This window comes from Pseudomonas luteola NBRC 103146 (genome assembly GCF_002091675.1).
In the GTDB taxonomy this organism is placed as follows: domain Bacteria; phylum Pseudomonadota; class Gammaproteobacteria; order Pseudomonadales; family Pseudomonadaceae; genus Chryseomonas; species Chryseomonas luteola.
This window is the reverse complement of record NZ_BDAE01000043.1, coordinates 1-23,188: the sequence shown is the minus strand read 5'-3', so window position 1 is coordinate 23,188 and position 23,188 is coordinate 1. Positions and strand designations below refer to the sequence as shown.

Here is a 23,188-nt window from a genome sequence, read left to right as displayed (position 1 = left end):
AGCAGTGTCTGCTGCTACACCAGGGTTACGAAAATGAAGTACGTACCTATAAAGTCAGGTCTCATTGGCAACGCTGTCCAGCTTTTTGGCATAATAGCTCCGGGACAGCCTCAGCCATGAAATGTCCATGCTGCCGGGAAAAGCTCCGGATCCGCACGACCACCGAAGAAGCGCCGTGCTTCAAGAACCTGTGGTACGAGTGCTCCAACTTCAGCTGCGGCGCTACCTTCAAGGGACACCAGACGATTGTTCATCAGATCAGGGCGTCTGGCCTTGAGAAGCCTTTCATGGTGGTACCCATGGCCTCCTCGGCTAGAGCGTTAAAGCCTCGACTCGTTCAGGCCACAAACGCGCCTGTGCCTCACGAGCTATCGGCAACCAGGCCGCAGTCATGACAGGCCTTTCTATCCCAGTTTAGCGCTATCACTAATACCAGCCCAAAGGATTTGATGGGTTTGGGCATGTTTTGCCCGTTGTACAAGGAACGGTATGCCATCCGCCATTTACACCGCTGCCGGCATCATGCAGCACACCAGCAGGAAACGTCGTGCACCGGCTGATTCGCCGGCTGCTGCGTTTTACCTGCCGGTGTCCAAGCGGGGCAAACCGTTACCTGACCGGGACAAGACGAATGTCGCTAGGCTGTCCGATGATCAGCGGCGGACGTTTCTGGGCGAAGCCGCAAGACGCGTAAAAGTAGAAGCCAGCGAGCGTAAAGGGCGATGGCTGCGCTCTCTTGATTGCGTTCACCTTTCCGGCCGCCGTGTCAGGCAGGAAGTCTGGAGCAAGCTTGCGGCAATCATCGAACCCATCATGGCCCGCGTTGATATCGCTACCCTGGTGCTTGGCTGGATGGATAACGAAGGCCAATTCCACCTCAACCTGCAGAACGGTATCGCGGTAGATGCCGAGATCCACCAGTGCGCCCTTTCGCGAGTGCTAAAACGCCTGGAAAAAGCGCGCTACATTCGCCGCGAGCAGAAGCGACTGTTTCATGATGGCAAGCGTTGGATCACCCGCACCATGATTATCTTGCGGGAGCGTTTGTTTATCGAACTGGGCCTGGTTCACCAACTCAAGCAGGCTCGGGAGCGCAAGAAAGAGAAGCGCCGCCTAAAGCTCAAGGAGATCCAGCGTCGAGCCCAGCAAAAGGCACTACAGCAGGCCGAAGCCGCTATGGCCAAACAAGCCCGCCGTCGTGACTTCCAGACACGTGAGCGAATCGCTATAGAAAACCGGCAGCACGAGCAGCAGGTTGAACTCAACCGCAGGAGAGCCGAGCTGGCTGTTCAACTGCATCAGCAAAACCCCAGCCTGACAGGCAGTGCCCTTACCCAGGCGGTAGACGCCCTCCTTCGACGATAGCCCTCCCTTCAAACGTACCGCTTCCCTGCGGGGCCTCTGCTCGTCTGTACCCCTGTCGTTACCCTCCTGCCGTCCTGAAACCTCTCAAAACGCCTCAGATTCGCCCCAAACAGCTCTCGCTTTCGAATGCGCAATCCGTGATTAAGATGCATCGATCGGTTCGCCCCGTTGCTGGTTTGAATTAAATGCAAAAAAAAGTATGCAGTGGTACCCGCTTCGCTTAAAGAACAGAGCCTTTAAGCGCTGTGCATCATCCAGGCACGGTGTCAGGCCAGGCTCCTCTGTATTGATGCTCCCCGACTTCGCGCCTACAGGCGCGCGGGGTCCCCTGGGTTCTCCCTAAAGCAGAAGAGCTGCTTGGAAGTCTTAGCGCCCTTCCAGCGGCTGCACGCCGCAAGCGTCGTTTAGCCGCTTCACGGCGCGCCGTTGGCTTCGTCTCGCAAGCGAGCCGGGGTAATCAGTGACGGAGGTGGCTGTAAGCCTTTCACTCGCTCCAAACGGAGCGCTCTGACAGAAGAGCGCAGCGCTCAAGGCAGGTAAAAGCGGGAGCAGGCCGTGTGGGCGCGCAGGGGGCCGTGGTAAAGGGGACCTCTGCAGGGTTTTGCAGGGTTTTCTCAAGGCTGAAAACGCCGCGAAGCCCCCGCCATGGGCGGCGTAAAAGTCTATGCAGGGGTGCAGAAAAAGCGACCTATTTAGCCCGCAGGCGTGGTGGGGGGACGACTGCGCGCGCCAGGTGCTGAGCTATAGTCGTTATTAGGTTTGTTACGTACGGTTGGGCAGCAATAACCCTGTTAACCATCAGCTATCTGTACTTTATTTTTTCTATCAATGATTCATACGAGGCGCTGCTTAATGCCCCGCAGTCACGCCAGATTTCTAAATGCTCCTGAACAGTAGGAGTCATTCCGGCAGGGTCCTTTGCCCAACGCTCAAAAAGAGCAGTTGTAATGTCTCGTAGTAGATAACCGTCATTAATAGGAGCTCGTGCAGAATCCAATGCATCACCTACTACCAAAGCGATATAGCCTGCTTTTGGGGCACGTCTTAAAAGCACAGCTAACAAATCCTGTTGCCGGTCCGTCATGGGTAAGGGCATGTCTTTCACCAGATACTGCAGCTAGGAATGTTTACCCTAGGGCTCAATTTAGGACGTAAATAGCTGCCGCGGAAAACTTCATATAAATATGACTCACTGTTTCTTACAGGCAACAAAAAACCCGCCGAAGCGGGTTCTTGTTGATCATACTCAACGTCCTGTCGAGCTGCCATCCAGGCGATGATCAATCATCCTTGATCTCTCTGAGCACATCCTGTGCTGCAGTTGATAGGTGTAGATTACGGGCTTTACTGAGGGTGCAATAGAGCAGCTTGCCGCTATGCCGTGTAAGCCTTTAGCTATCCTTAAGGAGTTAACCTGAGTTTCTGCACGTGGCGATACGTGCATGTACTCCCTGCCTAGCTATTTTACTCAATACGCATTACGCGAAGTGGCTTTACGTTCTTTTTCGCAAGAGTAACTTACGCAAGTTAAGTATATTACGTAAGTTACTTGACTCAGTCGGTCATTGCCTTTCTGAGATTGTGTTGAATCGTACCTGTCAAAGGTTCACATACATGCTAGGCAGCTAGAAAAAATTAGCTATCGAGGATGCTGTCTCGACGCAATCAAAATGCCAGGCATAATGAAAAGCATAGACAGCCGCACGCCCATAGCCTTTCTGAAGATAAGCAACATACATAACTTAAGTAAGTTATGTATGTTGCTTAAGTTATGTAATCTATTAAGGCTTATGAGCTCTGCCAATTCATCGATTTAATATCCGGAATTAAGAGCAGCTAACAAACCCAACAATGAGCGTAGGCAGCGAGCAAGGGTAGGAAATTTCAGTGAGTATCAAGCTTGTGCTTGCCTATATCAGCTAACCAGAAATGGGCCTTGTTCGCGGTTCTAAATACGACACGTTTCTGCGTAGCCTTTTCCTCCACCAAGGTTTTCAAAGAGGAGGACTGAAATAAGTTACATAAGTTATGCCTTCGTGTATTCTTATGTAACTTACATAATAGAGGGCTTGGGAATGGATGCTTCGATGATCCTTTTGCTTGGTGGGGAAAAGGGTGGAAGTGGAAAGAGCTGCTTGGCACAAAATTTAGCTGTATGGCTACAGGCTCAAGGCGGCGACGTTTTACTGCTAGATGCAGACCCTCAAGGTACTACAGCAGATTGGGCTGCTGAAAGGCAAAATGCAGGTGATCTACCAGCTATTCCTGTAGTTCAAGCACACGGGAATATAAGGCAAACCTTGATGGATCTTCGACGTCGCTATAGGCAAATCGTAGTTGATGCAGGTGGAGCAGATTCTGAAGCTCTTAGATCTGCGATGACCGTAGCTACGCATATGCTGATTCCGTTTCGTCCCAAGCGAAGAGATTTAAAGACTTTGCCTAAGGTTGAAAACCTAGCCCGGCTAGCTATCGCAGTGAACCCAAACCTAACAGTTCGGGCTGTGATTACCCAAGCTCCCTCACTTCCTAGCCAGGTGCAAAGAATTCTTGATGCGAAGGATGCTTGCTCTTCATTTGGTATCGAGCCTCTACAAGCAATCACAACTGCCAGGAATGTTTATGACGATGCTGATGAGAATGGAAGCTCTGTGCTGGAGTCATGCAATGACACAAAAGCAGTAGAAGAAATTGAAAGCCTGGCAAGAGAGCTATGGGGTAATCAGTCATGGGCCTAAAAGACTTAAGGAAGCCAGCAGTCCCTCTTGTTAAAGACGAAAAATTAGGTAGCGATGAGGCAGCAGAGGCGTTCATCTCTGGTGCGCCTGTCTCGACGGCTCCTGCTGTACCTAAAAAGAAAAAGAAATCGCAAGCGGTCTTTGTCCGTACAACCTTTAGCCTTTCCAAAAAGGTAAACAAAGACATCGATAAATTATCGTTGCTTCCAAGAGATTTTAGAGTTTCAAGAAGCGACGTTGTGAGGGCTGGGATTTTGGCTCTATCCCAGCTAGAACAGGCAGAAGTCCTAGCTCTCCTAGAAAAAGCAAAGAACGAAAACGTTACATAAGTTAAATAACTTATGTAAGTTATTCGCTAAAGCAAGCTGTATCCCGCATCATGACTGGGCTACAGCCGAGCGAATCGACTGTTGTACCAAAGAATTTGGTGTGCTAATTTCGCCTCCAATTTCCATTGGCTGAAGGTTCATGAGGACCTATATCGATTAAGTAGCCATTACAAATACAAATAAAAAAGCCCCGGCTTGTAGGCCGGGGCTTTGAAAAAGATATTGAGCAGCGAGTTTTCTTGGCGGATCGCGCGCTACTCAACACACAGTGAGCAGATTATGGCTTTCACTGCGCGCCTGCGCAACCAGAAAATGTGCCATTTATCGTATGCTCACCGCCGGCGGGGCGGTGAGTCATGCCGTTAAAACAGGGCACGCTACAGCGACAGCATGATGCTCCAGGCTCAGGCTTTTATGCGCCTTTCGCCGGAAAGCCATCATCGCCTTCAAAGATCGCCTCGCGTAATCCCGGCAAGCTTTCCGAAAAGCAAGCTCAAACGTTCCTGGGCGAAGCCGCACGACGTATCCGTACCGAATGTAAAACACGGGCAGGCACCTGGCTCTGGCGTCTGGACCGGATTCATAAAAGCGGTTGCCGCACCAAACAGCAACGTTGGGATGCCCTAGCCGCCATTGCTGAGTCGCTCATGTCACGGGTTGATCTGGCCACACTGGTTCTGGGCTGGATGGACAGCAACGGTGACTTCCGTCTGAACCGGCAACGTCGCCTGGTCGATGATGGTGGTCTGACAGATTGTCGTGTCTCTCGCACACTTAAAGCGCTCGAGGAGGCAGGCTATATACGGCGTAAGCAGCGCCGCCTGTTCAAGGATGGGGTGCGCTGGATGACACGCACCATGATCCATCTACGCCCGCGGCTGTTTATCGATCTGGGGCTTGGCCATCTCCTGTCGGCCGCCCGCACCCGCAAAAAGAACGAACGCACCCGCAAGCTGGGCGCCGTTAAACAGAGGCAGCAGATGGAAGCGCTCCAGGCGCTAACCCATCATCACCAGAAGCAACAACGCAAGCGCGCTGCCCAGGCCCGAGAGGGGAGGGTACTGGCTGCCCAATACGCAGCGCTCAGCGTAGCCGACCGGAGACAACAAGCGGTATCGCTGCTTGAGCTCAAGGCGCAATACCCCGACCTGTCCGATCAGGACATTCTTACTCTGCTTCGCCAACAAGCCGGCTAATCGCTCGGCCTGATCCCCTATTGCCAACCCAGGCAAATTACGCTGAAAACGCCCTTAGCGAGCCTCTGAGTGGCCCTTTCTCTTCTGCATAGGACGCTATTTACCTCGATATTGAGCAAGGAATGCAAAAGGCTCTGAGGTGCTTCATCTGTTCTTTAAGCTTTCTGCAAAATTTTAGGTCGAGTGGTACCACAGCTTTGCTGTAAGAAAGCCTTAAAGAACAGTGCAGATCGAAAGCACCTTTCATGACCACACTATTTCAAAAGGATCCCCAACTTCCACGCGTTGCGTGGTGGGGACCCCAATGCCTTCGGCGACCAGGGGGATGATCCCCCTGGACCCCACATTTCTAACACCAAGGGCTACGCGCCCTTGTCATCCGCGTCGGGGATCGCCCCGAACGCTCGGGGGATGGTGACCAGGAGCCGTCACCATCCCCACTCGCAAGGCTTTCTCTTAAGGTCGTGGCATCAAGGGAAATACGGCCGTTGGCCGGTCCTACGGACGCGGAACCCCAGCAGAGCCGGGGCCCCCCGCCATTTCCCTTGACGCCACCGATTTAAACGCCGGGTAATCCGCTAAATGCTGCGCTTGAGCGGAAAAACAGGAGTCCTGCGGCGGTTGGCGATAAACTATCCCGGCGACCTGACAGGCTGTTTGCTTTTCCAAGCCAGGTGCAATCTATAGCCGTGCAGCTTGCTAGGACTGCTCAGGCTATACCTCCGTAGTACCGACAAGGAGTGTCTGCTTTAAATGGCTCAGCTTTTCCCCGCTCGTTCATCCTGCCGTTTCGATACCTCTGGTGAGCGCCGTCTCGCTGAGCGACTCGAAAAAAAACTCGAAGACGACTACCTCTGCTGGTTTAACGTACCGGTGGGTCACAAGGCGCTGCAGCCTGACTTTATCGTCATGCACCCCCGCCGCGGGATCTTAGTCCTGGAGGTCAAGGACTGGAAGCTGGAAACCATCCAGAGTATGGACCGCGGACAGGCCTCCATTCTTGAAGATGGCCGTTTGAAGAAGGTGGCCAACCCCTTGCTTCAGGCGCGGGTCTACGCGATGGAAATCGTATCGATGCTGGGCAAAGATCCTGCACTAAAGCAGGATGCGAGTTCACCGCATGCCGGAAAGCTCTTGATGCCGTTTGGCTGGGGTGTTGTCTTAACGCGTATCACCCGTAAGCAGTTCGAGCAAACCGATCTGGCTGAGGTACTGGATCCCCAGCGTGTGGTCTTTCAGGATGAGATGACCGAGTCGGTAGACGCTGAAGATTTTCAGCAGCAACTCTGGGACATGTTTCCACACGTGTTCCCGTGTCATCTGTCACTGCCGCAGATCGATCGGGTGCGTTATCACCTGTATCCGGAAGTGCGGGTCAATGCCGAGCCTGGCCAGTTTGGCTTGTTTGCTCAGGAGGATGCGCCGCTTCCTACCCTGCTCAAGGTGATGGACCTGCAGCAGGAGCAGCTGGCCCGCTCGCTAGGGGAAGGTCATCGGGTTATTCATGGGGTGGCCGGCAGTGGCAAAACCATGATCCTGGGGTATCGCTGCATGCACCTGGCCAAGGCGTCTACCAAACCGGTCCTAGTGCTCTGCTACAACAAGTCACTGGCCGGGCGGCTACGTCAGGTAATGGAAGAGAAAGGGCTGGGCGAAAAGGTCAGCGTGCGTAACTTCCATGCCTGGTGTTCCGACATGCTGACGGCCTATCATCTGGATCGCCCAGAGCGAGGCCTGTCCGTTGACAAGGCAATGCCTCAGATGGTCCAGAGCACGATCGACGGCGTAGACAGTGGCCAGATTCCGCGTGCACAGTATGCGGCGGTGCTGATTGATGAAGGACATGATTTCCAGCCGGAGTGGTTCAAACTGGTTGTACAGATGATTGATCCGGAAACCAATTCGCTTCTGGTCCTGTATGACGATGCCCAGGCGATCTACCGCGGTAAAACGGGTAAGGGTGGACTGGATTTCAGCTTTGCCAGCGTGGGTATTCAGGCCCAGGGGCGAACCACGATCCTAAAGCTCAACTACCGCAACACCATTGAGGTGCTGTCGGTAGCTCGCGGGTTTGCGACCGAGCTCCTGAGCGGCCGTGAAGCCGCTGAAGATGGCGTACCTGTGCTGGTACCGGAGAGCGCCGGACGACGAGGCGCCTTTCCTGAGCTTATTCGCTGTGATTCTGCCTGGCAGGAATGGAATTGCCTGGTTGAGCGGATACGGGATGAGCAAGGCAAGGGCAGGGCGCTGAGCGATATGGCCGTGATCTACCGCACCACCAGCCAGGGTAAGGAAATCGAGCGGGTCCTGGCCCAGGCGGATATCCCTTACCAGTCGGGTGTGTCCTCCAGCAAACGCGGCGCACTGTATGGCGAGAAAGACTCGGTCAAGGTGGTCAGCATGCATTCGAGCAAAGGGCTGGAGTTTGGCCTGGTAATGATTCCGTGCCTGGGTGAGCTGCCTAAGAAAGGCGAGCCGGAAGCCGATGAGGCACGCCTGCTCTACGTCGCCATGACCCGAGCCATTGACCGTCTGGTGATGACCTACCGTGAGCCTTCCGACTTCACTCGGCGGGTACAGGAAGCTATCAGCAGTGTTCGTCAAAGCCTAGAGATAGCCTAACGTTACGCTGCTGCATACGGAAATTGCACGGCCTATTGAGAGTAGAGGTACTAAACGGTATCTGGTCATCTAACAGATATTTAGCCGCTAAAGAATAATGTAGCGCTTTTAGGTTACACCTATTGCTAAGCCATCGCTGCCGCTGAGATAGAAGTCCACTCTATCAATGAGGCCTGCTATATTGGTGTATAGGTTTTCAATATCTCGAGGTTACGAAAAATGGATAGCGGAACTTATTGGCTGATAGGACAAGGTGTTGTTTTATTCCTGGTGATTGCTTTTATGGCAAGCCATTCCACCAGCAAATCTAAGCCTAAATAGTAGCCAGCGATATTACCAACACTTTAAGCGGCTGGTTTATTCGAGCGGTTGACGCATATCTGAGCTTAACTCTTAATGCTTCTCCATTGTTTACTGATGTGATCATTCCTACATCAGCTTTTAGCTATAGTTAACTTTTCTTCCCATAGCTACCAGCCTCTGACTAGACCTGACAAACTCCCTGCAAAGTCCTGACAAATAGCCTGCATAGCAGTAGATAGGGCTGAAATTCCTGACAAATCCCCTACAAACTCCTGACATATTCCCTACATTAATTCTTATTCTGCCTTTCGGGGTTTTCAGGCTTGTTTTACAGGCACGCTATGGATGTATACACATCCGGTGCCAAAGGGGACCCCCTTTGAAACCCAGGATCTACGATCCGGAGGCATTCTCTTTGCTGGCAAAAAGAATGCTTATAGAAAGCAACAAATCATAAGTAGTTAGAACATCCGACTTATTTAATTGGAAGAAGATAAGAGCAGCTTGAATGTTTATTTCATAACGAGGAAGATCGAAACGCAGTTATATGACTGATTGATTCGCTTAAGAAACAAAATCTAAAATCGGAATGCAGGTTCGATCCTAGTCTCTATTTTTCGATAATTTGATTTAGCAATCAGAATTTAGGCTGAGACTTGTTTATCACGTCCTGGTCATGGCGAGTGGCATCCAGCTGGGTTACACAAAATCAGTTCCGAAGGGTGATGGCTGTAATCGTTTTGAGAGTTGTTCATCACGCGCTTGGATGCGGCCTCCAGCCCGTTTTGGGAGTTGTTCATCACGCGCCTGGGTGCGGCCTCCAGCCCGTTTTGGGAGTTGTTCATCACGCGCCTGGGTGCGGCCTCCAGCCCGTTTTGGGAGTTGTTCATCACGCGCCTGGGTGCGGCCTCCAGCCTATTTTGAGAGTTGTTCATCACGCTGCCTAGAGCGTCTCGATCCTGTTTTAGAGGGCTTTTCGTTATGCCTCATTAATCGACGGCGGCCTCATAAAATCCGATCTTTGATCCGGGCAAGATAGATGAAGTTGACTAACCGTAACGCCGGTCAGTTAACTTCATGTCTTGTCATTCACACAGGGAGATACAGCTGCTGTCTGGACGTCATCTTGTACGTTTGGCTTTTTTAGCAATGTTCAGTTGTTCTGCCAGTAAGTAATAACTTTCTTGAATGCATCACACCAAAAGCGCTCACGATCAATAAAGACCGCTCCGCACTCCGTCGCCATCTTAAAGAATCCCTGACCAGGCATCAGATCACCGCTTTTATGGACGACAAGGACAGTCAAGAATCCACGTCCCGCCTTGTATTCTTCTTTCGATATTTCGTCTAACATTACGCTTAGTCTTGGATCGTTAGCCTCAAGTGAAATAGGCAGCTGCGCTACAAGATCACCATAAGTAATAGTTTGGGCTGCGCGTCTTTTGGCGTGTCTAACTAAAATTCCTCGAGCAGTTTCTTTTGCTGTATTCCAATCTGACACTGGAGCTCTCCTTTTAAGGCTACTCACCTTGTTCTTTACGATCTAATGCTTCCATTCGCTCAGCCTCATCAATCATGCGATCCAGCATGGCGATAAGCGCGTTGCAATCGATTTCTACGAAATCGCTTTCCTTCTGGCTCAGAATACGTTCGACAAAATCTTTACTGTAATCATCAATCGCTAAATGATCAGAAACGTCGAGCTGATTTTTCTGAGAAGAATTAGTTTTTTTGCTATCAGCGGCTAGCTGTTTTCCTTCGTTATAATTCTTATCGACTGTCAAAGCTAGTTCTCCATGAAATCATGAGTTTTATGAGTCATTAAATTAGGGCTTTACATGCCTAAAACGCTGGATCACTCCTCGCCTAAAATAGATTGTCATCTTAGGCTATTCTTGGATCTGCAGATCTGGAGGGAAGCTTTAAAAAAATCTTTATAGGATTATCTAATTAATCATTAGCGAATAACTTCAAGTTGCTCTCCCAGATTCGAATTGATCCTTGTCCTGCCTTTAGTAGTAGGCGAATCGGACGGTTATATTCTGGCCAACATGGAGTACGGTAAAATTCCTTCGGACCAATACCTCCATTCATGAGATAGCGTGGCCGCGGGTATCCTGGTTTCCCTCGTACAAGCCAAGCCAAGCTGTCGTGTGGAGCTTCGAAATTAGTCCAGTTACCACCAAATCCATGGCCAGGCTGGATAATAGCAATACAGCTAGGCGCTATTTCATTAGCCGTGTAAAGCGCCTCGTAAGTAGCCACCCCGTCTGCACATATATAGAGGAGACTAAACCGTTTAGGGCCATGGTTATCCGGCATGACGTCTAGTCTTTGAAAAACAATCCAGTAGCAAAAGGGTTCAGGTTCTTGATTTGAAAAGCGAAAGCGATTCTTCTTAACAGATAAAAATAGAGGTATTGGCCGACAGGCTAAGAGCTCTTGTTCTGTAACATCACGGATCGCTATAGGTTTATAGCCTCGAAAGCCACGTTGAGTTAATGCTTTGCTTAGTTCCTCTCGGCTGTATCCATAATCTACGTATACAAAACTGTAAAAGTTGCCTGCTAGATATTTAACTGGATCGCCATCAACACCTGCAGCGGGATAGTAAACTGACCGGTAAAGAATAGATTTGAGAGGGAACTCGTTATATAAAATAGATAATCTATTTAACTCTATTAGCCATTCAGGCTCTTCCATATAAGGTAACTGCTCAATCAAAATTCGATTTTCCTTGAATGAGAGGGCAGTACAAGGCAAAGGTAGCGACAGTAAATTCAATCCTAGAACCTAATATGGCTCTAGGATTTTTATATTTTATTTTTTTAACCAAGCACTAGACTTTTCTTTGCTATTCTTCTTTTTTGTTTTAACTATTTCAAATTTTTCCAAAATTGGAAGAATATAGTTTATGACACGGGTTTTACGGTGTTCGCGAGAAACCACACATAGAGATTTTGCTTCTTTTTCTTTATTGCTTGATCCAATCTCAACTCGGTTCTCTTCTCCGTAAATTTTATTTTCATGAAGATATTGAATTACAGCTTCGAATGCTGATCGCCACAAGACGATAGGGCTTCCGCCATTGGTTATTATTACTACACGATCATTTTTAACTGTATGGATTGTAAATGGCACATTTTTATCTGGGGTATTTAGCCCGGTAAGATTTTTAATATCAGACCAAACCTTATTAAGTACTTCTGCAGTGTTCATCTATATATCTCCAAAGGACTACACATATGCCATAAAAAGATGATTATAAATATCCTCTTTTTGGCAAAATATTATTAAGGGAGCTCAAGCCAATAAGGCTTTACTCAGTTTAAGAAAATCATCTGGCCAGTAACACAAGAGACGAGGGGTTAGGCTGTCTTTATGCGGCCGGCAGGCTTGTAAGTGAAGAAGCCAGTTTTTGTTGATGCCTTTTATTCCATCTGCAGCGCCAATCAGTGCGCCTGTAATACAGGCATTGGTATCGGTATCACCGCCCTGAAGAGCCGATTCGACAACAGCTTTCTCTACGCCATGGCCTGCCATGAGATGGCAGAAAGCGTTCTGTAAGGCAATGAGTACCCAGCCCATATGCTCCATATAGTCTTCTGGCATATACCCGTCTTCGGCAGACAGAAGACATTCCTTAACAATCTCTGCGGATGGGCTGTGGTCCAGCACATCCATAGCGGCCTCAAACATTTCCTTTCGCGTATATCCTTGAACACCTGCAGCAATCGCAGCGGCATAAGCAGCATTGGCCTCCAGACACACCGGATGCGGGTGGGTTAGCAAGGCATCCTGTCGAGCCCAGGCGGCAGCAAGGTCAGGACGACCGCAAGCCGCAATACCTATGGGTGCAACACGCATCAATGCACCATTGGCTTGGCTATTTGGTGATGCAGCTAATCGGCATGCTTCAGCTACTGAAAGATCAGGATGCCGAAGAGGGCCCAGTAAGGCCTGACGTATGGTGTTTCCCACATCAAAAGGCGATGAGTGAACCCATTCAACATAAGCTTTAGCCGCTGCCTCTACGTTGTAGGTGCCGCTACTAACGAGGCTTCGCGCTAAGGCTAGAGCGAGCTCTCCATCATCGGTAGGCTGACCCGCCTGGATATTCCAGGCACCGCCGTCTTCCATGATCAGGGGCTGAGTCTCACAGCGCAGCGCGATTCGCGCCGAGCTCATGAATTCAACCTGCGCACCTAAATTGTCACCAGCCAGAAGGCCAGCCAAGCAGCCTTGCGCTCGTTGCATCATCGTTAGCCGAGGAAACGTAGGCGATCCTATGGGGCGGCGAGAAGATGTTGTAGGTGTGCTGTAAACTTGATTCCAAGGGCGCTGTAACAACTCGGCACAGGCATCAGGCGCTCCGCCAAAGCAATGGACCGAGACCCTTTCCATATCTTGATAATTCACCTCATAGCCATGCTGGTCCACCAGTACGCCGCCGGCTCCACGTAGTAGGGCATGGCCACCTGCTACATCATGAGCAGACAGACCTACTAGCGATACCCCGCAAATACCATCACCTGCTGCTGCTCGAGCTAGGCGATAGGCAATGCTAGGCATAGCGATAAAGCGCGCCGGCTCGCATAGCTCAGCATTGACATAAGGTTTTTTAGCGGCTGCAGCGCTAAGAAAGATAATGCTGTCATGTCCCAGCTCACGCTTGGAAAGATTAACTTTAAGCGGTTCGCGATTGCGTAATAGATAGGGCAAGCCTTCAGCCCAGGCAATGCAGTCCTTACCACGGTCAGGGCTAATAGGCGCATAGACAACGCCTAGTACTGGTACCTGGTGATACAACAGGGCTACCGAAATAGAACTACCTGGTAATCCATAAAGAAAGTCACGGGTACCGTCATGTGGATCTACTACCCAGCAATAAGGGTTGCCGCTTAGATGGGGCAGTGTTTCTTCACCCCAGAAATCGGCTTCTAGTAACTCAGGCAGCTCCTCTTGAAAGAAAACCTCAAGCTCCTCATCAATTTCAGCCTTATCGTCCATACCGCGAGGACCGCCGTCACGTTGCCATTCCTCAATTAGTCGTTCGCCTGCAGTTTCGACTAGAGCAATTACCTTATCCAGGAGCTCTGATAGATCCTGTCTTTGCACGGTATATTCCTTCCCTATAATTAGTACGCCGGTATTTTGCTAATAGAGCCTATATACAATAAGCGTTGTATATATCGATAAATACAAATTCCGGGCGATAGACACCAATCAAACAAAATATTAAGTTTTTTGCAAAATAAACTGACTAACTAATAATTAGAGGGATTTTATTTATGCCATTTGTATGTCAGGTCGCTATCGTCTGGATAAGACGGAGCCCATTCCGTATCTTTCCAGCGAGGAGAGTTTAAATTCCAGGGCGGAGAGAATTTGGAAGGCTTTCTAGGAGTACGTTTATTATAGACCCAATAAGGATTACCAGCCTGCTGAAGCTGCTGCATGAGCTTAAAAGCAGCTGCAGTAGTTAAACGATACTGATCCGATAGAAATTCGTGACCGTCGCAGGGACTATCTTTATGAAACACCCACCAATAGTACTTATAAGCATATACGTTTTGATGTAATCCACTTGCGTAGGACTGCCATTTGTAAGCAGGAATCTCAAGCCTATCGGCTTCTAGCTCTTTGAAACTAGGTATTCTCACTTACGTAATCCCTACTACTGAATTATTAGCTTTCATTCGTAAAGTAATAATCAAGAAATTTGATAAACTTTTTATTCTCCTTAAAGTAATTCGTAATTAATTTTATATGGATTAACCTTTAGATTGTAAGGTTACTACGAAGCCACGTCTGCGAATTTCTCCAATTAAATCGTCAAGGGAAAAGTATTGAAGCGAGTTCCTAATGGATTCCTGTGCTTTCTCATTTGTATGAGGATGGAGTTCTGCGCTTTTTTCCTTGGTTTGAGAAAAGAAATCTTGAATTTTTTTAGCCGTAATGGGGGTAGGGCGGGCGCTGTACTTTTTCTCGCGCTCCATTTCATAGCGTTGGGTCATTACGGCCGAGATGCCTAAGGCAGCTGCCAGTTCTGTTTGCGTCATTCCTTTCTCTACACGTGCACGGCGCAGTTCAGCATGAAAGATATCTGAATTAGGGTCTAGATTGTACATTTATATGCTCTCATACCTTTTAGGGAGGATCCTTTAGCTTGCACATACTATAATAGGTGTGATCGGATTTGTAAAGATGCATCTTCATGCATCTTAAGAGATCTCTACACAGCTTCTGATGTCATAAAAGGTATGGGTATGGCTTTATCAAGCACCTATGCCATCAAACCAGAAGTGGTTTAATGGCATAGGTGCCAATCCGATTGGCGGCTATACATGTGATAATGTCCTTTATCATTTATTTTATGGCTGGTGTTTGGTCTGTTGGGGCCGCGACGCGGTTAATGGAGCCTCCATACAGACGCCCTATTAAAAATAAGGAATTGATAGAAAATGAAAGCGCCTGCGTTGATTGAAACGGTGACCCTGCCTGCGCTGGTCGAGGCGGCCGGTCGCGGCGCGCAGATGCGCTTTGTCGATTTCTTTACCGCCAATATCCGTAACCCCCACACCCGCCGCGCCTATGGCCGCGCCGTCGGTGAATTTCTGGCCTGGTGTGAGACGGTCGGAGTGGCGTCGATGGGCGAGATCCAACCGCTGCATGTGTCGGCCTGGATTGAGTGGCAGACCCAGACCCTCTCGGCGTCCACGGTCAAGCAGCGCCTGGCCGCCCTGCGGCACCTGTTTGACTGGCTAGTCACCGGGCAGGTGATTCCTACCAACCCGGCGGCCTCGGTGCGTGGGCCCAGCCACAGCGCCCGGCAGGGCAAGACGCCGGTCTTGGCTCCCACCGAAGCCCGTGCGCTGCTGGACAGCATCGACGTGAGTACGCCGATCGGGCTTAGGGATCGCGCCTTGATTGGGCTGATGGTGTTTTCCTTTGCCCGCGTCGGTGCTGCCCTGGCCATGAAGGTGGAAGACGTGTACCGGCAGCAGTACCGGCTGTGGGTGCGACTGCGCGAGAAAGGCGGCAAGCGGCACGAGATGCCCTGCCATCACTCCCTCGAGGAATATCTGCACGCCTACCTAGTGGGCACCGGCATCGAGGCGGATCCCAAGGGGCCGTTGTTCCGGACCATTGCGCGTGGCACCGGGCAGCTGAGCCGCAATGCCCTGCCGCAGGCCAATGCCCATGCCATGGTGCGCCGGCGGGCGCTCGCCGCCGGGATCGAGACGCCGATTGGCAACCACACCTTTCGCGCCACTGGCATTACCGCCTACCTGAAGAATGGCGGCACGCTGGAAAACGCGGCAGCCATGGCCAATCACTCCTCGACCCGAACTACCCAGCTCTATGACCGGCGGCGGGACGACATCAGCCTCGATGAGGTTGAGCGGATATATATATAGATATGCACCCCACCCCTATGGGGAATACTTCGCATAATCCTTACTTACGTTAAATTTTTTGATCTGATTACACGGTAGTAAGGTTGCTGTTCGTAGCTTGGGGTAGTGCTCTAAGTGTCTAGCCCCAAGAAAAACTCATATGATATTTCGCTGAATTATACTCTCTGGCGAAAATCTGTGATTCTTCCAATGGCAATCAACAGACCTGAAGTGACTAAGGTGGGTTTTGGAGTGCCATCGCTTATGGGCTGGGTATGTGTATTTAGGTTACTCCTCTCTAGTCGCAAAAAGCATGGAGCATCGAACAGGCAGTCAGTACCAGAGATTTAGCGGGTCATGAAAGGTAGGCCCGTTACGCTGAACGAGGCGTAACGCTGTACCCGAGATTTCTTATCTTCTTGAGTGAGGCAGAAAGCGATTCTCTAGCCCTATTAGGCGAGAATAGATAGAGTTAATAGTTAATCGCGGATAAGCCTCGCCTCTCTAAAATTATTGCAGAACCTCTCTATAGCATTGGTGCTAAGCGTATTTTCCGTGCGCACTAATACCCCATACCTACGTGATTACTGTTTACCCTAGCTAGGATGATCAATGGCTATCAAGAAATCTGACCTTTACTCCTCCTTATGGGCCTCGTGTGATGCGCTGCGTGGGGGGATGGATGCCAGCCAGTACAAGGACTACGTCCTGTTCATGCTGTTTATCAAGTACATCTCTGATAAGTACGGCATGTCGGATGATTTTGCACCACCAGTAACTATCCCAGTGGGTGCTAGCTTTAAGGACATGATCGCTCTTAAGGGTAAGCCAGACATAGGCGACAAGATTAACAAGCAGATCATACAACCGCTGATCGAAGCCAACACCCGGCTTGCTCGCAGTGATTTCCCTGATTTCAACGACCCGAGCAAGCTTGGCGATGGACAGGACATGGTGGATCGGCTGACGAACCTAATAGCCATCTTCGAGAAACCGGAATTAAATTTCTCGAAAAATCGTGCCGACAACGACGACATCCTTGGCGACGCTTATGAATACCTAATGCGTCACTTCGCTACTCAGAGCGGCAAGAGCAAGGGCCAGTTCTATACGCCATCCGAGGTCAGCCGGATCATCGCGCAAGTCATAGGCGTCAGCCCAGCCAATGCCTTAGCGTCCACCACGGTTTATGACCCTACCTGCGGCTCGGGATCGCTTTTGCTGAAAGTGGCCGACCAGGCGGGTAAGCACATCACGTTGGAAGGGCAGGAGATGGACGTGACCACCGCCGGTCTCGCCCGCATGAATATGATCCTGCACAACTTTCCGACCGCTAACATCTTGCAGGGAAACACGCTGTCCTCGCCGAAGTTCAAAGACGGTGAAAACCTGCGTACATACGACTATGTAGTGGCCAACCCACCGTTCTCGGTCAAGACGTGGAGCGTTGGCTTAACACCTAGCAACGATCTATACCAGCGTTTTGCCTGGGGCGAGCCGCCAGCCAAACAGGGCGACTACGCGTTTCTATTGCATATCATCCGCTCGCTTAAAAGCACTGGCAAAGGAGCCTGCATCCTGCCGCACGGCGTATTGTTTCGTGGCAACGCCGAGGCGGCTATACGTGAAAAGCTGGTGCGCTCGGGCTTCCTCAAAGCAATCATAGGACTGCCGGCTAACCTGTTTTTCGGAACAGGAATTCCCGCCTGCATTCTCGTGCTCGATAAGGAAAATGCCAGCGCTCGAAAAGGCATATTTATGATCGATGCATCCAAAGGATTCTTGAAGGACGGCCCGAAAAATCGCCTGCGCGACCAGGACGTACATAGGATCGTCGATACCTTCAAGCGAATGGTCGAAGTTCCACGCTACGCTCGTATGGTCTCTTTTGACGAGATCAGCGATCTGAAGAACGACTTCAACCTAAACCTGCCGCGCTATATCGACAGCAGCGAGCCGGAGGATATTCAGGATATCGACGGTCATCTGCGCGGCGGCATCCCCGGGCGTGACATCGACGCCTTCGATAGCTACTGGCAGGTGATGCCAGCCCTGCGCACGGCCCTGTTCAAACCCGCCAACCACGCCGGTTATTTTGAGCTGGTCAGCCCCGAGGTGAAGTCGGTGATCTTCGGCCACCCGCAGTTCACTGCATTCAAGGCGGCTGTGGATACGCTGTTCAATCAGTGGCTGGCTAGCAGCACGCTGCAGCTGAAAGGTTTTGCTGCGGATGCGGCGAGCAGCCATCCCAAGGAGTTGATCTTCAACCTTTCGGAAGAGCTGCTTAGCGTCTTTGCCAAAGCACCCTTGCTCGACCATTACGACATCTACCAGCACCTGATGGACTACTGGGCCGAGACCATGCAGGACGACTGCTACCTGATCAGCGCCGACGGCTGGAAGGCTGGCGCGACGGTGCGTGAGATTCAAAAGGTCAAGGATAAGAACAACAAGCTGGTCTGGGCGGAGAAGCACGACTACAGCCAAGGTAAGCGCCGCTTCAAGTCTGACCTGATTCCGGTTGAGCTGCTGGTTGCCCGCTACTTCAGCGCAGAGCGCAGTGCCATTGAAGGGCTGGAAACTGAGTTGGCCAGCGTCGAGCAAAGCCTGAGCGAGCTGCTCGAAGAGCACAGCGGCGAAGATGGCTCACTGAGCGAAGTGATCGAAGGCGAGGGCGACAAGCAGAAGGTCACCGCCAAAGCCATCAAGGCCCGCCAACGCGAGATTGATAACGACCCGGACTATGAGGATGAGCTCAGGGTGCTGACTGAGTATGCCGGCCTGCTCGACCAGCAAAGCACCCTCAAAGCCAAGCTGAAAAAGACCGAAGAAGACCTCGATAACAAGATCCACGCCAAATACCCACAGCTGAGCGAAGCCGAGATCAAGACCCTGGTGGTCGACGATAAGTGGCTGGCCACCTTGGCCGTTGCCGTACAAGGCGAACTGGATCGTGTGTCGCAAACCCTGACCGGGCGTATTCGTGAACTGAGTGAGCGCTATGCCAGGCCGTTGCCGCAGCTCATTGATGAGGTCGCCACCTTTGCCAGCCGCGTGGACGAACATCTGAAAAAGATGGGGGCGGTATGGCAGTGAAGTTGGGCTACAAGCAGACGGAGATCGGGGTTATTCCGGAGGAGTGGGAGGTAAAGCAGCTCGGTGCAATGTGCATTGCTGTACTTGATTGTGATCACTCGACCCCTGTTTGGACTAAGACGGGTACGGTCGTGATTCGAAATCAGAACATTCGAAACGGCAAGCTTGACCTATCAGAGGCCAGCTTCACTGATGAAAAACATTTCGCTGAGAGAACAAGGCGAGCCGTTCCGACGTTTGGAGATTTAGTGATTACCCGCGAGGCTCCAATGGGACTTGTGTGCATGATCCCTGAAGGACTGAGATGCTGTCTGGGTCAACGAATGGTATTGCTTCGTCTCAATCGCGTCGAATTCAACAGCACCTATGCTCTATACGCTCTACTAAGCGAAGGCGTTCAGCGTTCAATTTCTGTTGCAGGAGGAACAGGGTCCACGGTCAGTAACCTAAGAATCCCAGCTCTAAAGCAACTTCAGATTCTTGTTCCTGACTTGCCCGAACAGCGTGCCATCGCGACGGCGTTGAGTGATGTGGATGCGCTGCTGGGTGCGCTGGAGCGGCTTATCGCCAAGAAGCGCGACCTAAAACAGGCCGCCATGCAACAACTCCTCACCGGTCAAACCCGTCTACCCGGTTTCGATGGCGAGTGGGGGGTGATGCAGTTGGGAGAAGTGGCGACTTTTCTCAAAGGCAAGGGTCTACCCAAGAGCGCGCTTGTTCCTGACGGTTCAGATCCTTGTATTCACTACGGTGAGCTGTTCACTAAGTACCCAGAGACGATTGGCGAAATATTTAGCCGTACCAATGGTATGGAAGATTCTTTCCGATCTGTTGCAAACGACGTGTTAATGCCCACTTCGGATGTCACACCCAGAGGTTTGGCAAAAGCAAGCTGCGTCATTATTGATGGCGTCATCCTTGGTGGAGACATTCTTGTGATTCGCTCGGATAAGCAGCGAGTATTTGGGCCTTTCTTGAGTTACATCATTCGCCGCGAGGAGAGCCAAGTCCTTCGATTGGTTACCGGGTCGACGGTTTATCACCTCTATGGCTCGGATATGAAGAAGTTCATTTTTTCGCTGCCCTCCCTCTCCGAACAAACCGCCATCGCCACGGTGCTGTCCGATATGGACGCCGAGCTGGTCGCGCTGGAGCAGCGTCTGGCCAAAACCCGCGCCCTTAAGCAAGGCATGATGCAAGAACTTCTCACCGGAAGGACGCGCCTGGTATGACCAACCTGAGCATGGACGCAAATCAAGTACCGCAGGCTAGTGAACTCTCCAGCACCATTATCAGCGTGTCTGACTTGCTCATGGACCCAGCGCTGGAAATTCCCCAGTACCAGCGCCCGTACAAATGGACCGGCAAGCATATCAACCAGCTGTTCTCCGATATCATTATCCATAAGGACAAGTCGGCCTACCGCTTGGGCACCATCGTGTTTCACCGGGAGGGTGGGAAAAAGAACATCGTTGATGGCCAGCAGCGCGCTATCAGTCTGTTGCTGGCTGCCCGTGCGTTGATTCAGCGGTGCAAGGCGAAAGCGCTTGAGCGTAAAGACCTGCAGGAGCGGTTACTCAAGCTTGAGCCGGTAATGGTCAACCCCAGCTTTACCAGTGAAATCTCGCATAAAAACATCCACAGCAATTACCTTGAGGTGGCCCGCATTGTTTCCCGGGCGGACTTTTCCGAGGCGCATATCGACTTCTTTTTGAACAAGTGTCAGGTCGTGGCAGTGGAGCTGGCGGATGTGTCGGAGGCCTTCCAGTTTTTCGACTCGCAGAATGCGCGGGGCCGCGATCTGGAACCGCATGATCTGCTCAAGGCCTACCACCTGCGGGAGTTCAGCCCACGTGACGAGCCATTGAAGGTGGCTACTGTGGCTCGTTGGGAAAACAGTGATACCAAGGAGCTGGCCACGCTGTTCTCGCAGTACCTGTACCGCATCCGCAATTGGTCGAAAGGGGTGTCGGCGCGTTACTTCAGCAAGGATGACAGCGACCTATTCAAGGGCGTGAATATCGATACGGTGGCCAGCTACCCCTACGTGGAGCAGCTGCGCATCGCTCACCACTTCGTTGACCACTACAACGGGCAATACGAGCGCCAGATCGACTCGCAGGAGATGGGTTTTCCCTTCCACCTGGACCAGATCATCATCAATGGTCGGCGCTTCTTCGAGCTGATCAGTCATTACCAGAGCAAGGTAGCTCGGATCAGCTCCGAGTCCTGGAGCGGCCACGAGCTGGTCGGCGCTGAGGGCTTGGATGGTTTCGCGAAAGAAATTATGAAAACCATTAACTCTTACCCGGCGAGAACCCGCACGGGTGATTGCTATGTGCGTGCTATGTTCGATTGTCTGTTGATCTACTACATCGACAAGTTCGACCACGCGGAGCTGTCGCGTGCCATCGAGAAGATATTCATCTGGGCCTATAGCCTGCGTCTGCAGATGCAGGTGGTGCAGCTGGCCAGCATGGACAACTACGTGCTGGCGAACAATCTGTTCAGGCTGATCAAAGATGCGACCCGCCCGGCTGATTTTATCAATCACCCGCTTAAATCACTCACTGGCAGCAGTTCGACCAAGACTGGGGCAATCGAGGCGCTGTTTAAAGCGATGAAATACTATGAGTGAGGCCATCACCCAGCTGTCCATCCAGCGGCTGCTCAGTGGGAATGTTGAGTATGTGATCCCGATGTATCAGCGCAATTACGCCTGGGAAGAGGGTGAGATCACCCAACTGATTCAGGACGTGATCGACTACCTGCCGAAACAAGATAAGCCAGCACGCAATTACTATATTGGCAGCCTGGTGGTGTATGAGCGACTGGATGCCAAAACACCGGTCTTCGAGACCATCGATGGTCAGCAGCGCCTGACAACGCTGTCGTTACTGACGTCTTATCTAAAGAACACCAAGGCCGTCGATCTCGCCTGGTATTCAAGCCTGAGTCTGCACTTCGATAGTCGCGAGCATTCGCGGGCGACCTTTGCGGCCATCTTCGAGGGTCGCTTCAAGGATGATCCTGGCGAGGTGCTGACTGAAAAGCAGATCAACACCGGCATCCTCAATGGTTACCGGCTGATCCAGAAGGTCTTGCCGCAGAAGCTCAAGGAGAATGGGGTTTCAGCGCAGCAATTTGCAGAATTCCTGTTTCGCTACGTACAAATCATGCGCGTGAAGGTGCCGCCGGATACGGACCTGAACCATTACTTTGAAATCATGAACAACCGCGGTGAGCAGCTAGAAAAGCATGAGGTGCTCAAGGCGCGGATGATGGAGAAGTTGCAGGGCTGCCAGCAGAGCCAGAATTGCCTGCACACCGTATGGGAAGCCTGCGCAAATATGGAGCGCTACGTGCAGATGGGCTTCACGCCTGGCCAGCGCAGCAGCATTTTTGGTGAAAAGGATTGGGGCCGGTTTGAGCTAGCTAACTTTGATGAGCTGACGGTTGCGCTGCACCGTACACAAGAGGTGGCCTACAAGGAGGGTGCTTCGTTGTCCCTTAAGGACATCATTGAGGGACCTCCGCTTAATGCGGAAAAGCCCGATAGCGGCGAAGAAGCGCCCGAGCGGTTTAATACAGTCATTAACTTCCCCAACTTTTTGCTGCATGTGCTGCGTGTCGATACGCAAGAGGACATTCCCCTGGATGACAAGCGTCTGCTTGATACCTTTGAGGCTCATGTTTTGAAGCAGTCTGACCCGGCCGTTGCGGTGAAGCGTTTTACCTTCAGCCTGCTGCGCTGCAAGTACCTGTTTGACCAGTATGTGATCAAACGCGAGTTCATCAAGGGTGCTGATGGTTGGAGCCTAAAGCGCCTCAAGTGGAACGATAGCGGTGGGCGTATTCGGGCGGGACGAGGGAGTTATGTAAATACCTTCGGCGAGGAAGAGGGCAGCGAAGGTGTCAATCGTCGCATCTTGATGCTGCTTTCAGCGTTTCATGTATCTACGCCAACCATGGTTTACAAGCATTGGCTGAATGCGGCGCTGCATTACCTGTTTCACGCTAATCAGGTTGAGGCGCAGGCCTATCTGCAGCATATGGAGTCCGTCGCCAAGGCCTTTGTTTTTGACCGCTTTCTGGCTCTAGAAGCGGGCTTGGAATACTCTGCAATAATCTACGAGAAC

Annotated in this window: 20 protein-coding genes; 11 read left to right on the top strand and 9 right to left on the bottom strand. The window is 51.3% G+C overall.

What is annotated here, in order from left to right:
• Window positions 1–116 precede the first annotated feature (116 nt).
• The gene (locus tag PLU01S_RS26460) at window positions 117–395 is read left to right on the top strand and encodes an ogr/Delta-like zinc finger family protein (RefSeq protein WP_074830198.1); all 279 of its coding nucleotides are present in this window, start codon (window positions 117–119) and stop codon (window positions 393–395) included.
• A 94-nt stretch (window positions 396–489) separates the two neighbouring features.
• Window positions 490–1,365 (top strand): hypothetical protein, encoded by an 876-nt coding sequence (locus PLU01S_RS23825; RefSeq protein WP_074830194.1) that lies wholly within the window; start codon window positions 490–492, stop codon window positions 1,363–1,365.
• An 802-nt stretch (window positions 1,366–2,167) separates the two neighbouring features.
• Here the strand turns inward: PLU01S_RS23825 and PLU01S_RS25575 are convergent.
• Window positions 2,168–2,470: a hypothetical protein gene (locus PLU01S_RS25575; protein WP_139208960.1), complete on the bottom strand. Its 303-nt coding sequence runs from the start codon at window positions 2,468–2,470 to the stop codon at window positions 2,168–2,170.
• A gap of 982 nt (window positions 2,471–3,452) precedes the next feature.
• Here PLU01S_RS25575 and PLU01S_RS23820 point away from each other — a divergent pair.
• The 4 genes from PLU01S_RS23820 to PLU01S_RS23805 all read left to right on the top strand — a co-directional run bounded on the left by PLU01S_RS23820 (window position 3,453) and on the right by PLU01S_RS23805 (window position 8,250).
• Window positions 3,453–4,103, top strand: a complete 651-nt coding sequence (locus PLU01S_RS23820) for an AAA family ATPase (RefSeq protein WP_074830177.1) — start codon at window positions 3,453–3,455, stop codon at window positions 4,101–4,103.
• Complete coding sequence (locus PLU01S_RS23815; RefSeq protein WP_074830175.1) at window positions 4,094–4,432, top strand: hypothetical protein; 339 nt, start codon at window positions 4,094–4,096, stop codon at window positions 4,430–4,432. Before PLU01S_RS23820 ends, PLU01S_RS23815 begins: the two co-directional genes overlap by 10 nt.
• Window positions 4,433–4,788: 356 nt before the next feature.
• The gene (locus PLU01S_RS23810; protein ID WP_074830166.1) at window positions 4,789–5,628 is read left to right on the top strand and encodes a hypothetical protein; all 840 of its coding nucleotides are present in this window, start codon (window positions 4,789–4,791) and stop codon (window positions 5,626–5,628) included.
• Window positions 5,629–6,381: 753 nt separating this feature from the next.
• Window positions 6,382–8,250 carry a DEAD/DEAH box helicase gene (locus PLU01S_RS23805; RefSeq protein WP_074830165.1) on the top strand — a complete coding sequence of 623 codons (1,869 nt, stop codon included), beginning with the start codon at window positions 6,382–6,384 and terminating at the stop codon, window positions 8,248–8,250.
• A gap of 977 nt (window positions 8,251–9,227) precedes the next feature.
• Here the strand turns inward: PLU01S_RS23805 and PLU01S_RS25570 are convergent.
• The 8 genes from PLU01S_RS25570 to PLU01S_RS23780 all read right to left on the bottom strand — a co-directional run bounded on the left by PLU01S_RS25570 (window position 9,228) and on the right by PLU01S_RS23780 (window position 14,684).
• Complete coding sequence (locus PLU01S_RS25570) at window positions 9,228–9,443, bottom strand: hypothetical protein (protein ID WP_139803996.1); 216 nt, start codon at window positions 9,441–9,443, stop codon at window positions 9,228–9,230.
• 263 nt (window positions 9,444–9,706) lie between these two features.
• Window positions 9,707–10,054, bottom strand: coding sequence for a hypothetical protein (locus PLU01S_RS23800; RefSeq protein WP_010799723.1), 348 nt, complete (start codon window positions 10,052–10,054; stop codon window positions 9,707–9,709).
• Between the two features lie 19 nt (window positions 10,055–10,073).
• Window positions 10,074–10,337, bottom strand: coding sequence for a hypothetical protein (locus tag PLU01S_RS23795; protein ID WP_074830230.1), 264 nt, complete (start codon window positions 10,335–10,337; stop codon window positions 10,074–10,076).
• A gap of 166 nt (window positions 10,338–10,503) precedes the next feature.
• A complete protein-coding gene (locus PLU01S_RS25565) occupies window positions 10,504–11,337 on the bottom strand; it encodes a hypothetical protein (protein ID WP_139803995.1) in 834 nt (277 codons plus the stop codon).
• Window positions 11,338–11,373: 36 nt separating this feature from the next.
• On the bottom strand, window positions 11,374–11,772 hold the full coding sequence (locus PLU01S_RS23790; protein WP_074830228.1) for a hypothetical protein: 399 nt from the start codon (window positions 11,770–11,772) through the stop codon (window positions 11,374–11,376).
• An 84-nt stretch (window positions 11,773–11,856) separates the two neighbouring features.
• Window positions 11,857–13,671, bottom strand: coding sequence for an inositol monophosphatase family protein (locus PLU01S_RS26455; RefSeq protein WP_159435131.1), 1,815 nt, complete (start codon window positions 13,669–13,671; stop codon window positions 11,857–11,859).
• Between the two features lie 167 nt (window positions 13,672–13,838).
• Window positions 13,839–14,216 (bottom strand): hypothetical protein, encoded by a 378-nt coding sequence (locus PLU01S_RS25560; RefSeq protein WP_139208962.1) that lies wholly within the window; start codon window positions 14,214–14,216, stop codon window positions 13,839–13,841.
• Between the two features lie 111 nt (window positions 14,217–14,327).
• On the bottom strand, window positions 14,328–14,684 hold the full coding sequence (locus PLU01S_RS23780) for a helix-turn-helix domain-containing protein (protein ID WP_074830225.1): 357 nt from the start codon (window positions 14,682–14,684) through the stop codon (window positions 14,328–14,330).
• Between the two features lie 333 nt (window positions 14,685–15,017).
• On the opposite strand from PLU01S_RS23780, the gene PLU01S_RS23775 reads away from it, so the two are divergent.
• From PLU01S_RS23775 to PLU01S_RS23755, 5 genes are all read left to right on the top strand, one after another.
• Window positions 15,018–15,974, top strand: coding sequence for a tyrosine-type recombinase/integrase (locus tag PLU01S_RS23775; RefSeq protein ID WP_074830222.1), 957 nt, complete (start codon window positions 15,018–15,020; stop codon window positions 15,972–15,974).
• Between the two features lie 591 nt (window positions 15,975–16,565).
• Window positions 16,566–19,049 (top strand): type I restriction-modification system subunit M, encoded by a 2,484-nt coding sequence (locus tag PLU01S_RS23770; RefSeq protein ID WP_074830219.1) that lies wholly within the window; start codon window positions 16,566–16,568, stop codon window positions 19,047–19,049.
• Entirely contained in the window at window positions 19,040–20,281 is a 1,242-nt protein-coding gene (locus PLU01S_RS23765) for a restriction endonuclease subunit S (protein WP_083398007.1), read from the top strand. The genes PLU01S_RS23770 and PLU01S_RS23765 overlap by 10 nt, the downstream gene beginning before the upstream one ends.
• Entirely contained in the window at window positions 20,278–21,687 is a 1,410-nt protein-coding gene (locus PLU01S_RS23760) for a DUF262 domain-containing protein (protein ID WP_074830216.1), read from the top strand. Before PLU01S_RS23765 ends, PLU01S_RS23760 begins: the two co-directional genes overlap by 4 nt.
• Window positions 21,680–23,188, top strand: a 1,509-nt coding sequence (locus PLU01S_RS23755; protein WP_084339943.1) for a DUF262 domain-containing protein, incomplete at its 3' end; no start/stop codon positions are given. The genes PLU01S_RS23760 and PLU01S_RS23755, both read left to right, overlap by 8 nt.